Below are 11,332 nucleotides of genomic sequence, written 5' to 3'. Positions count from 1 at the left end.
GGCGCGTGCTGTGGGGATGTCGACTGGGGTCCTCGTGGTGCTCGGTCGCGGCTCAGTCAGCGAGTGGCAGTTGGTGGTTGAGCCGATGAGGAGCGTAGCGACGAGGCGTGTCGAAACCTCTGTCGGCCGCGCTCGGGACGTGACCGCCTCCGGAGTGGTCGCTCTGAGACCGGGCGCGGACTAGAGCAATCCCCGCGACTTGAGCGCCAGGTAGCGGTCGGCCAGCGCAGCAGGCAACGCCTCGGGTTCGGCGTCGACGACGTCCACCCCGATCCGTCCGAGCGCAGTCTCGGTGCGGGCCCGCAGGGTCAATGTCCGTGCCGCGGCCGCAGCCTGGTAGACCTCCTCGGCGTCATCGCGGCGCCCGGCCATCTCGTCGAGCGCCGGGTCGCGGACCGATGCGACGATCACCTTGTGCCGCTGTGCCAGCACCGACAACGGTGCCAGCAGCGACTCCTCCACCGCGGCCGGTTCAACCGGGGTCAACAGCACCACCAGTGCGCGCTGCCGGCTGATCTTGGTGACCTCGGCGGCCAACAGCGGCCAATCGGCTTCCAGCAGAGCCGGTTCCAGACCGGTCATCGCGTTGACGAACTGGCCGAGGATGCTCGTGCGGCCGGCACCCACCACCCGCCGATGGATGATCCGATCGCCGGCGAGCAGATCCACCCGGTCACCGGCGTGTGCGGCGAGCGCGGTCAGCAGCAGTGCGGCGTCCATCGCGGCATCCAGGCGTGGTGCATCACCGACGCGCCCCGCCGAGGTCCGCGAGGTGTCCAGCACGAGGATGATGTGGCGGTCTTTCTCCGGCTGCCAGGTGCGCACCACCACCGAGCTGCGCCGAGCGGTGGCCCGCCAGTCGATACTGCGGACGTCATCACCCTCGACATAGTCACGTAGCGAGTCGAACTCGGTCCCCTGACCGCGGATCCGCACCGCCGACCGTCCGTCCAGCTGGCGCAGACGAGCCAGCCGCGACGGAAGGTGTTTGCGCGAGTTGAACGGTGCCAGCGCCCGCACCGATCCCGGCAGTAGCCGGGTGTGTTGGGCGGCGGCCAGACCGAGCGGACCGGGTCGACGGACCGTGGCGCGCAACGCAAGTCGATCGCCTCGCCGGGTTGGCGTGAGCGTGGTGGACACGGTGCGGCGTTCCCCGGGCGGGAGGTCGACGTCGTGGGTGTTGTCCGACGCCCCCGCCGATGGTTGCCAGGAATCCTTGATCCGGCCACGGAACCGCCGTCGACCGGTGTTGAGCACCACCACGGTCGACTCTCCTGACTCGCCGAGACGCAGTGGGGCCGAGGGCAATCGAAGGAGTTGCACCGCACCGGTCGATCCCGCCGCGACCAGATCGAACAACATCAGGACGATGGAACCGAACACCCACAACAGGGCCACCCAGTAGTGGGGGAACAGCAGTACCGGCACGATGCCCACCAGGAGCAGCGCGACGAACCGACCGGTGACGGTCATCAGCGGGGGACCGGGACCGAGGTGATCGCGGCGTCGAGCACCGCCGACACCGACACGCCTTCCAGCTCGGCCTCCGGACGCAGCGTGAGACGGTGGGCCAGAGTCGATTGCGCGAGCGCCTTGACGTCGTCGGGGGTGACGAAGTCGCGCCCCGACAGCCACGCCCAGGCACGACTGGTGGACAGCAGGGCGGTGGCACCACGCGGGCTGACCCCCAGTGACAGCGACGGCGACACCCGGGTGGCGCGGGCGATGTCGACGATGTAGGCGAGCACCTGCGGTGCCACACTCACGCGCCGGACCGCCTCGGCACCGGCGAGCACATCGGCACCCGAGGCCACCGGACGCAAACCGGCCCCGGTGAGGTCGCGCGGGTTGAACCCGGCTGCGTGCCGTGCCAGCACGGTGATCTCGTCATCACGCGGCGGCAGCGGCAGGGTGACCTTCAGCAGGAAGCGGTCGAGCTGGGCCTCCGGCAGGGGATAGGTGCCCTCGTACTCGACGGGGTTCTGGGTGGCCGCCACCAGGAACGGCTCCGGCAGCGGTCGCGGCACGCCGTCCACCGACACCTGACGTTCTTCCATCGCCTCCAGGAGCGACGCCTGCGTCTTGGGCGGGGTGCGGTTGATCTCGTCGGCGAGAAGGAGATTGGTGAACACCGGGCCCGGCCGGAAGGTGAACTCCGAGGTCGCGTTGTCATAGATCAGCGAGCCGGTCACGTCACCGGGCATCAGATCCGGGGTGAACTGCACCCGCTTGGTCTCCACCTGCAGGGCTGCCGCCACCGACCGCACCAGCAGCGTCTTGGCCACCCCGGGCACACCCTCCAGCAGGATGTGCCCGCGGCACAGCAGCGCGATGAGGATACCGGCGACGGCCGAGTCCTGTCCGACAACGGATTTGGCGACCTCGGCGCGGACCGCGGTGAGGGCATCACGCGGGCTCGACGGGGCCGTCGCGGTGGCGTAGGCGGTGGTGGGTGTCTCGGGAGTCATGGTGTGCGACGGACTTCCTTCTCGAGGGTGGTCAGTTCGGTGGTGAAGGTCAACAGGCCCGCGTCGTCGGTGGGCAGGGGACCGGCCAGCAGTGCCGACACCTGTCCCGGGTCGTATCCGGTGAGGGTGGCCACGGCGTCACAGAGGGTCGTCACCGCGGGATCATCCACCGGCACAGCGCCGATCGCCGAGATCGCCCGGCCGGGATCGTAGGGGAGACCCAGATAGCCGCCGATCCGCTCCAGGGTGTGGATCCGTAGGATCGCGGCGGTGCGGGATGCGTCGGCGGCCCGTCGGTACAACCGCCCGCGCGATCGTGTCGTCTCGATCGCCCGGACCACCGCGGGCAACGGTTCGGTGGCCACGGGGCCGAAACGCCGTCCGCGCCACAAGGCCAGTGCCACCACCACGAAGAACGCGAGCAGGAACATCGGGCCGACGAATCGCGGCAGGATGGACTCTTCGTCGGACGCGGAGGCGACGTCGTCGGCCTGCGGGACGTACCAGAGGATGTGGTCGGTGGAGGCCAGGAGCCGCACGGAGACACCGGCATTGTCGAACTGCTCGAGTTGCTCGTTGGTGGTCATGGTGGCGTTGAGGGCCACCCGGTCGGGACCGGTGAGCGGCGCCGGTGCGATCGCGACCTGCGCGGCGTCGCCGACCCGGAAACAGTTGTGTACGTCGGCCGGCGACGAGCCCGAGTCGACGGCCCGGTACCCATACGACTGGGCGGTCACCGCGTCGTCGGTCGCGATCCCGGGTGCGCTGCAGCCGGCGGTGACCGAATCACCGGGCGGCACGATCCCCGGGTCACGATCACCGTCGATCGGCCAGTCGAGCAGGCTCAAGGTGGTGGTGCTCGGACTGAGCAACACGATCCGATCGGCTCCGTGCACGCGCTCGTCGAAGGCCTGCGCGGTGTCGGACCGCAGCACGGCGGTGTTGGAGACCACGACGGTGGTGTGCTCGTCGGGTCTCGGCGTGACCCGCAGGTCGGACAGTCCGCGGACGATCTTCACGTCCACCCCGTGGTCGGCGATGATCGCGGCGAGCGCGCTCGTGCCGGGGGCACCGTAGTTCTCGGGGTCCAACAGATTGTGGTTTCCCTTGTCGCGGGCTGCGGTTCCGCCGACCAGCGCGATCATCGCGACGATCACCGCGATCAGCAGCACCACGATCACCGGTATGCCGATCCACAGGCCGATGCGCCGGCGCGGTCGGGGTGCGGCCGACACCGGGGGAGTGGAGGACTGGGGAGTGGAGGACTGGGGAGGCGACGACCGGGGTGCCGGAGCGGGTGCCGGGGCGGTCATCGAGGCACCGCGAATCCGGCGTCGAGTACGTCCTCGGCCCCCGTACCCGCCGTCCGCGCGGACTTCAGTGCAGCGTCGAGGTCGAGGACGAACCGCGCCTGCACCTCGGTGGCGTGTCGGCCGCCGTAGGCCACCGCGTCGAACAGTCCTGCGGCGGTACGGAGTTCGTGAACATGTGCGGGGAACGGTGCCCGCAGTCGCACGGCCACCTCGTGGGCGGTGAGCGACGGGGCGTCGGTGAGCAGGGAGCGTTCCGCGCTGCGTCGGGTGAGCGCCCGCATCGCGTCGCGGACGCACCCGTCGAAGTCGCCTGCGGCCAGCTGTTGCTCGGCACGAACCCGGAATGCCTTGGCCGACAACGCCTCTGCGCCTAGCACGGGCTCGATGTTCACCGTCGGGGCTGCCTTTCGCCGACGTCGAACAAACCGCAACGAATAGCCGATGAGTGCGATCGCCAGCACCCCGATCACCACCGCGAACACGATCGACCAGGTGTTGTCACCGAAGATCGCCTCGAAGACACGCGCACCGAGCCAGCGGGACAGGCTGTCGGAGAGTCGGTCCAGCCAACTCGGTGGGGCCGGTTGGTAGGTCGGCGACGACAACTCGTCCCGCGCCCACTGCCGGGCCTCGTCGTTGCTCGGTGAGAGGCCCTCGGCCACAACCGAGTACAGCACGCTCATCGTGTACTCCCGGCAGCCCAGTCGGCGAGCTGCACCTGGAATCCCTCACGCCGGATGCGCGCATCGATGCCCATCACCGCGAATGCGCCGGCCACCAGGGGAGTGAGCAGCACCGAGTCGAGGACGGCACAGACACCGGTGAGTGCGGAATCGACGACCGGCGGGATCTCCCACACCTCGCCGACGGCGAAGACCCCGACCTGCAGCACCCACGAGATGGCGCCACAGATCATGGCCAGCAACACGAACACCGCGAGATATCGCCAGAAACCCGTGCCGGACAAGGCCACCGCCCGCCGCAGGGCAGCGCCCGGGCGCAGACTCTCGGTGGCCGCAACCGCCGGGGCCTGTCCGAGGCGGACGAGCCCGACGACCACGCCGACCAAGGTGACCGCCGACAGCACGATGATCGCCGCGAGCCCGCCGGGCGTGTCCGGGAGCCGGTCGACGACGACGGTCCCCACCAGCACCGGACTCAGCCCCAGCAACAACAACGGCACCGTCGTCCCGACGATCGCGGTGAACCGACGGCGCAGGGTGCCGATCAACTGCGGCCACGAAGCCCACAACCCGGCGGCATCGGCGAACACCACGAGTGCCACCGGCCCGATGATCACCAGCGCGATGAGGTCGTGGTTGTCGAGGGTGCCGGCGAGGGCGGCCAGCCAGGACTCGACGGTGATCTCGCCGTCGGTGACGGCCACCGCGAGGGCGACCGCCGGCATGGTCACGGCCAGCATGATCGCGGTGGCCGCGGCACCGATCGCGAAGTGTTGTCGGGGACTGCGGGTGAGGGTCGCGAAGGTCGCGGCGATGATGTCGCCGACACCGAGCGGTCGCAGCGGCAGGATGCCGGGCCGATGCGCCGGGGTCGGCTGTTGCCACGCCGGAGGAGGCGGGGGCGCACCGATTCCCGTACCCCACTGCGGTCCGGGGACGGCAGGTCCGGCAACGGCGGAACCGGGCGCGGGCGTTTCCGGGACCGGAGACCACTCGGGCGGGGTGAGTCCCTCCCCGGACGAGTAGGTCATGGGTGTCCCTCCGATGGTCTGACCGCCGGATGTCCCCTGCATCCGAGTCGGCGTCCCCCATCCAATCACCGATCGCCGGTGGTGGGGTGGACCCGGCGCATTCGGATCGATCACCCGGATGACGGCGGACCGCCTGCTACGGTCAAACTAGAACACGTTCTCATTTCCTGGAGGGGGAGCCCCATGACCGTCGAGTCGGACACCGCGAATCTGTCGGAGAAGATCAACGCCACCGTCGAGGCCTACATCGACTACCTGACCTCGGGTACGGCCGAGCAGATCGCCGACCTGTACGCGTCCGGCGCGACCGTGGAGGACCCGATCGGCGCCGACATCCGGGACACCCGCGAACAGCTCGTCGAGTTCTACTCGGTGATCACCGGCATGGACGAGCGCACCGCCACCCTCGCGTGGAAGCGGGTCGCCGGCGACACCGCGGTCTTCGAGTTCACCCTCGTGACCGGAACCTCCGGGCTGAGGTTCGAGATCACCCCCGTCGACATCATGGTCTTCGATGCCGACGGCAAGATCGCGACGATGCGCGCGGTGTGGGAGCCGTCGGATCTCAAGCAGCTCTGATGGATACTCTCGCGTCATCATTCAGATCGCAAGGGGGAGTGCGGGTTCCCCGCAACTGTCAACCTCAACCAGAGGTTCGTTGTTTCACGTAGAACAACGTCGGTGTGATTCGGCGGTGGTCAGCGCCGTCCGGTCGGGCGCAGCACGATGTCGGTCGGATGGGCGTCGGCGGGGGTGAGCACGGCCTGTGCCACCGCTCTCGCGACCGTCCTGGGCTCGAGGAATGCGATCGGGTCGTAGTCCTGGCCCTCGATGGCGATCAGCTCGCGCTGCATGTCGGTGTCGATGCGTCCCGGGAACACGGACGTGACCCGGAGTTCCGGCTCCTCGAGGCGTAGCGCATCGGCCAGCGCCCGGAGCCCGAACTTGCTCGCGGCATACGCCGCCCAGCCCGACTTCGCCCGTTGCCCGGCGCCGGAGTTCATGAACACGACGTGACCGTTCGCGGCGCGCAGTGCCGGCAGGAGCACGCGCGTCAGTTCCGCCACGGCGATCAGATTGACCTCGAGCAGCTGCCGCCACTCCTCGGCGGGTGTCTCGCCGACCGGGCGCAAGGTGCTCCCGACACCGGCGTTGTGCACCAGCACGTCGAGCCGGCCGATCCCTTCGGCCGCCGCGACGACGGCGTCGTGATCGGTCAGCTCCGCGGTGAAGGTCGACGCCCCGAGTTCGGCGGCGATGCCGTCGAGGGCGTCGGATCCGCGACCGCCCAGGATCAGGTCGTGGGTGGGGGCGAGCTGTCGGGCGATGGCGGCGCCGAGCCCGCGGGAGGCGCCGGTGATCAATGCGGTGGACACGATCGCGAGCCTACTTCCCGGCGGCGCGCTCTTCGGGCCCCGCCGGGGGCCGCACGCTCAGACGGCAGGCACGGCCCGGGCGGGGCAGAATCTACGCGTGGCGCGCAACGGATTCACCCAGACGCAGCTCGCGGCCCGTGCCGCGTACCTGCTGCGGGGCAACGACCTCGGCACGATGACCAGTGCCGCACCCCGGCTGTATCCGCACATGTGGAGCTGGGATGCGGCGTTTGTGACGGTGGGTCTGGCCCCGCTCAGCGTCGAGCGCGCGGTGATCGAGATGGACACCCTGCTCTCGGCACAGTGGAGCAACGGGATGATCCCGCACATCGTGTTCGCCAACGGCCGCGACGGCTACTTCCCGGGGCCCCGACGTTGGGAGTGTGCGCGTCTGGCAAACTGCGCCCCCGACTTCCCCGACACCTCCGGCATCACCCAGCCGCCGGTGCACGCGATCGCGGTGCAGCGCATCCTCGACCACTCCCGCCGGCACGGACGTACGACCCGTGCGGCCGCCGACGAGTTCCTCGACCGCCGGTGGGGTGCCCTGGTGCGGTGGCATCGCTGGCTGGCGCACGCCCGCGACCCCCAGGGCCGGGGCCGCATCACCATCTATCACGGATGGGAGTCGGGGATGGACAACTCGCCGCGCTGGGATGCGGCGTATGCCAACGTCGTCCCGGGCGACGATCTCCCCCCGTATCAGCGCGCCGACCTCGCCCACGTCACCGACCTGTCGATGCGGCCGTCCGATCGCGAGTACGACCGCTACATCTGGCTGGTCGAGGAGATGAAGCGCGCCGCCTACGACGACACCACATTGACCACCGCGATGAGCTTCGCCGTCGAGGACGTCTTCGTCAGTGCGATCTTCGCGCTCGCCTGCGACGTGCTGGCCACGATCGGCGAGGACTACTCCAAGCCGCGCGCCGACGTCCGCGATCTGCGGGCGTGGGCCGATCGGTTCCGCAACGGCGTCGTGTCGGCGTCGAACGAACGCAACGGTGCGGCGCGCGACTTCGACCTGCGGGCCAACCGGTGGATCACCACCGAGACCATCGCGATCTTCGCACCGCTGCTGTGCGGCGGGTTGTCCCGCGATCAGGAGCGGGCGTTGCTGCGGCTGTTCGACGGTCCACGATTCTGCGGGCATCCCGACCTGCGGTACGCGGTGCCACCGTCGACGTCGCCGATCTCCCCGGACTTCAAGTCCCGCGAGTACTGGCGCGGCCCGGTGTGGCCGGTGATGACGTGGCTGTTCAGTTGGGCCTTCGCGCGGCGTGGGTGGCCCGAGCGATCGGCGAGGTTGCGCGAGGAGGGTCTGCGGCAGGCCACCGACGGCAGCTTCGCCGAATACTACGAACCGTTCACCGGTGAACCCCTGGGCAGCATGCAGCAGAGCTGGACCGCGGCGTCGGTGCTCGACTGGCTGGACTGAGGCCGGCCGCCCGACCATCGGCACCCATCCGACGACAATATGAGAAGGCCCCGCGGATCAGCCGGTTGTGGCGATCGACGCGGGGCCTGACTCGTTTCCCTCGGACAGAGGTCTGGAATGCGGCGGGTCAGTACTCTTCGGCACCCACCAACGCGTCCTGCGGATCGACGTGGTGATCGTCGGCCGAGGCCACCCGGACAAAGCTCACGGTGATCAGGGCGACGATGCAGTAGCCGGTCGCGAACCACCACGGCGCGGCCACCGTGCCACACCACTCCGCGAGGTAGGACACGAGCACCGCGGCGATCGCGGCACCGGCCCAGCGGGGGAACGAGTAGCCGGCGCTGGACACCGAGCGGGGGATCGAGCCGTCACCGGACGACATCGCCACACCGGTGAACAGGGTGTTGAGCACACCGGAAGGGAGACCGGAGAGGATCACGGCGACGCCGATCAGCCACACCTGGTGCTCGGCGGTGCCGACACCGGCGATGATCATCGCCACGGCGTAGGTACCGATGGCGATCATCACGCCGCCACGCTGACCGACGACGCGGGCGAGCTTCGGGGCGATGAACACACCGGCGATGGCGGTCAGCAGACCCCAGCCGAAGAAGATCAGGCCGGCGTAGATCGGCCGCAGTCCCATCGCGATGGGCGCCCAGGCGATCACGGTGAACAGTGCGCCGGTGTAGAACGCCGAGCCGATCGAGGTGATCAGCAGGGTCCGGTTGCGCAGCGCGAGGATGGGGTCGACGAGCCGGACCTTCGCCCGGGACGCGGCCGGGCCGTCCTTCGGCAGCATCGCCGCGCACAGGATCGCACCGATCAGCATGAGGATCGCGGTGCCACCGAACGGGGCGCGCCAGGTCCACTCGCCGAGCAGGGCGCCGATCAGCGGACCGACGGCCAGGCCCACGCCGAGCGCGGCCTCGTACAGCATGATGGCGCCGTGGTGGCTGCCCTTGGCCTCGCTGACGATGAAGGCCAGGGCGGTGGCCAGGAACAGGGCGTTGCCCAGACCCCACAGCACGCGGTAGATGATCAGCTGGTCGATATCACTGGCGAACACCGAGAGCGCCGCGGCCAGGATGATCAGGGTCAGGCCGGTGACCAGCGTGCGCTTGGGGCCGAAGCGGGACGCCGACCACCCGGTGATCAGCATGGCCACGCACTGTACGCCGACGTACACGCCGAACAGCAGGGTCAGCTTGTTGGGCGGCGCGTTCAGCGCCTCGGCGATGCTGTGCAGGATCGGGTCCACCAGTCCGATACCCATGAAGGCGACCACCGCGGCGAAGGCGGTGATCCACACGGTGCGGGGCTGGTGGGCGAAGGTCTGGCGGAACGACTGCCCCTCGTGGGTGTCGGTGGACGACGTCCTGGATTCAACTGCGGTCATGCGACTTCCTCGAAAACGGGCACTGGTGCGGACGGTTTCTGTGGGGTACCGCTCGGCGGCGAGCGGTACCCCGATCAGACGGTGGGTTGACCCTCGAGCGCCGCGTGCAGCGCTCGGAGGGCCGGGGCGGCGGCGGCCAGTGAGGCGCGGTCGTCGTCGGAGAGTTGTTCGACGGCGCGCGCGAGTACGTCGTCACGTCGGTCCCGGACCCGCCGCACGGTGTCTTCGCCGTGTTCGGTCAGCGACACCAGGACGGCGCGCCGGTCCGAGGGATCGGGCGAGCGCTGGGCGAGACCGTTGCGGATGAGCCCGTCGACGACGCTGGTCGCGGTGGGCATCCGGATGGACTCGCGGGCGGCGAACTCGCCCATCCGCATGGCGCCGTGGTCGAGCAGGGTCACCAGGGCCGAGGCCTGGGCGGCCGAGTACTCGGGGGCCGGGGTATGGCGCCGCAAGCACAGGTACATGCGGGTGATCGCGGGCCGTATCTGCCTCGCGATCGTCACGCTGTCCAAGCCTGCGGTGGTCATGTTTAGATACTCTAATACTTCGATAATCTAAATAAAAGCGATGTGGCGAGTTTCACCGGAGCGGGCTGGGTAGGTTGGACGGGTGAGCTCCTCCAAGAAGCGACCACTGTCGCCGCGATCGCGCGCGATTCTCTGCGTCGGTGTGCCCATCCAGTTCGCCCTGCAGGGCCTCACGTTGTGGGATCTCGCCCACCGCTCGGCCGATCAGGTGCGCGGCCCCAAGAAGGCATGGCTGGCCGCGAGCTTCGTCAACTTCATCGGGCCGATCGCCTACCTGCGATGGGGCCGACGCAACACCCCGCCCCCGGTGGCCGCGACGCCACCGTCCATCGGGTCACTCTGAGTCCCCGCTGACGCAGATGGGGACGCCTTGTTCGAACGTGACGTGCTGCCCGGTGGTTGAGCCGACGCGGAGCGGAGCGACAAGTCGTGTCGAAACCTCCGCCGCCCGACGTCGGCGGGTGACCACGTCGGAGGTGGCTACCTCCCAACGCAACCTCACCGAGGTTTCGACGACGGGCGGCCTCGCTGCGCGAGGACGACCTGCTCAACCACCAATGGCCACACGATGGTTGAGCCGACGCGGAGCGCAGCGACAAGTCGAGTCGAAACCTCCGCCGCCCGACGTCGGCGGGTGACCACGTCGGCTGTGGCCACCTCCCAACGCAACCTCACCGAGGTTTCGACGACGGGCGGCCTCGCTGCGCGAGGACGTCCCGCTCAACCACCAATGGCCACACGATGGTTGAGCCGACGCGGAGCGCAGCGACAAGTCGTGTCGAAACCTCCGCCGGCCGACGTCGGCGGGTGACCACTTCGGCTGTGGCCACCTCCCAACGCAACCTCACCGGGTTTCGACGGCCGGGCGGCCTCGCTGCGCGAGGACGTCCCGCTCAACCACCAATGGCCACACGATGGTTGAGCCGACGCGGAGCGCAGCGACAAGTCGTGTCGAAACCTCGGTCGGCTGACGTCGTCACGCGACCACCGGTGCCCGATGGTTGAGCCGACGCGGAGCGCAGCGACAAGTCGTGTCGAAACCTCCGCCGGCCGACGTCGGCGGGTGACCACTTCGGCTGTGGCCACCTCCC

11 protein-coding genes are annotated in these 11,332 nt (G+C 69.4%); 3 read left to right on the top strand and 8 right to left on the bottom strand.

The annotated features are described in order from the left end of the window. Positions 1-180: 180 nt before the first annotated feature. The 5 genes from ACWDUA_RS15100 to ACWDUA_RS15080 form a co-directional block, all read right to left on the bottom strand. A complete protein-coding gene (locus tag ACWDUA_RS15100) occupies positions 181-1,473 on the bottom strand; it encodes a DUF58 domain-containing protein (RefSeq protein WP_449751815.1) in 1,293 nt (430 codons plus the stop codon). Then, on the bottom strand, positions 1,473-2,468 hold the full coding sequence (locus ACWDUA_RS15095; protein ID WP_449751814.1) for an AAA family ATPase: 996 nt from the start codon (positions 2,466-2,468) through the stop codon (positions 1,473-1,475). The genes ACWDUA_RS15100 and ACWDUA_RS15095 overlap by 1 nt, the downstream gene beginning before the upstream one ends. Further along, positions 2,465-3,703: a DUF4350 domain-containing protein gene (locus ACWDUA_RS15090; protein WP_449751813.1), complete on the bottom strand. Its 1,239-nt coding sequence runs from the start codon at positions 3,701-3,703 to the stop codon at positions 2,465-2,467. The genes ACWDUA_RS15095 and ACWDUA_RS15090 overlap by 4 nt, the downstream gene beginning before the upstream one ends. 74 nt (positions 3,704-3,777) lie before the next feature. Beyond that, positions 3,778-4,464 carry a DUF4129 domain-containing protein gene (locus ACWDUA_RS15085; protein WP_449751812.1) on the bottom strand — a complete coding sequence of 229 codons (687 nt, stop codon included), beginning with the start codon at positions 4,462-4,464 and terminating at the stop codon, positions 3,778-3,780. Further along, positions 4,461-5,495 (bottom strand): hypothetical protein, encoded by a 1,035-nt coding sequence (locus ACWDUA_RS15080; protein ID WP_449751811.1) that lies wholly within the window; start codon positions 5,493-5,495, stop codon positions 4,461-4,463. The genes ACWDUA_RS15085 and ACWDUA_RS15080 overlap by 4 nt, the downstream gene beginning before the upstream one ends. Positions 5,496-5,678: 183 nt before the next feature. Here ACWDUA_RS15080 and ACWDUA_RS15075 point away from each other — a divergent pair, with 183 nt between their 5' ends. Continuing rightward, positions 5,679-6,074: a nuclear transport factor 2 family protein gene (locus ACWDUA_RS15075; RefSeq protein ID WP_449751810.1), complete on the top strand. Its 396-nt coding sequence runs from the start codon at positions 5,679-5,681 to the stop codon at positions 6,072-6,074. Between the two features lie 119 nt (positions 6,075-6,193). Here the strand turns inward: ACWDUA_RS15075 and ACWDUA_RS15070 are convergent, their stop codons facing one another. Continuing rightward, positions 6,194-6,871, bottom strand: a complete 678-nt coding sequence (locus ACWDUA_RS15070; protein WP_449751809.1) for an SDR family oxidoreductase — start codon at positions 6,869-6,871, stop codon at positions 6,194-6,196. Between the two features lie 97 nt (positions 6,872-6,968). Between ACWDUA_RS15070 and ggh the strand changes: the two genes are divergently transcribed. Further along, complete coding sequence (ggh, locus tag ACWDUA_RS15065; protein WP_449751808.1) at positions 6,969-8,309, top strand: glucosylglycerate hydrolase; 1,341 nt, start codon at positions 6,969-6,971, stop codon at positions 8,307-8,309. Between the two features lie 127 nt (positions 8,310-8,436). On the opposite strand, the gene ACWDUA_RS15060 is transcribed toward ggh, so the two are convergent. Continuing rightward, positions 8,437-9,711, bottom strand: coding sequence for an MFS transporter (locus ACWDUA_RS15060; protein ID WP_449751807.1), 1,275 nt, complete (start codon positions 9,709-9,711; stop codon positions 8,437-8,439). A gap of 74 nt (positions 9,712-9,785) precedes the next feature. Beyond that, positions 9,786-10,241, bottom strand: coding sequence for a MarR family winged helix-turn-helix transcriptional regulator (locus ACWDUA_RS15055; RefSeq protein ID WP_449751806.1), 456 nt, complete (start codon positions 10,239-10,241; stop codon positions 9,786-9,788). Between the two features lie 82 nt (positions 10,242-10,323). Between ACWDUA_RS15055 and ACWDUA_RS15050 the strand changes: the two genes are divergently transcribed. After that, a complete protein-coding gene (locus ACWDUA_RS15050) occupies positions 10,324-10,584 on the top strand; it encodes a PLDc N-terminal domain-containing protein (protein ID WP_449751805.1) in 261 nt (86 codons plus the stop codon). The last annotated feature ends 748 nt before the right edge of the window (positions 10,585-11,332 follow it).

Source organism: Gordonia sp. NPDC003376 (assembly GCF_053589235.1).
Note: the sequence above shows the minus strand (reverse complement) of the source record. Positions and strands in the feature narration are given on the sequence as shown.

Bases quoted from the DNA above. Each gene is read 5' to 3' on its own strand.
- ACWDUA_RS15100 (WP_449751815.1), bottom strand. From the start codon at position 1,473: ATGACCGTCACCGGTCGGTTCGTCGCGCTGCTCCTGGTGGGCATCGTG.
- ACWDUA_RS15095 (WP_449751814.1), bottom strand. From the start codon at position 2,468: ATGACTCCCGAGACACCCACCACCGCCTACGCCACCGCGACGGCCCCG.
- ACWDUA_RS15085 (WP_449751812.1), bottom strand. From the start codon at position 4,464: ATGAGCGTGCTGTACTCGGTTGTGGCCGAGGGCCTCTCACCGAGCAAC.
- ACWDUA_RS15080 (WP_449751811.1), bottom strand. From the start codon at position 5,495: ATGACCTACTCGTCCGGGGAGGGACTCACCCCGCCCGAGTGGTCTCCG.
- ACWDUA_RS15075 (WP_449751810.1), top strand. From the start codon at position 5,679: ATGACCGTCGAGTCGGACACCGCGAATCTGTCGGAGAAGATCAACGCC.
- ACWDUA_RS15060 (WP_449751807.1), bottom strand. From the start codon at position 9,711: ATGACCGCAGTTGAATCCAGGACGTCGTCCACCGACACCCACGAGGGG.
- ACWDUA_RS15055 (WP_449751806.1), bottom strand. From the start codon at position 10,241: ATGACCACCGCAGGCTTGGACAGCGTGACGATCGCGAGGCAGATACGG.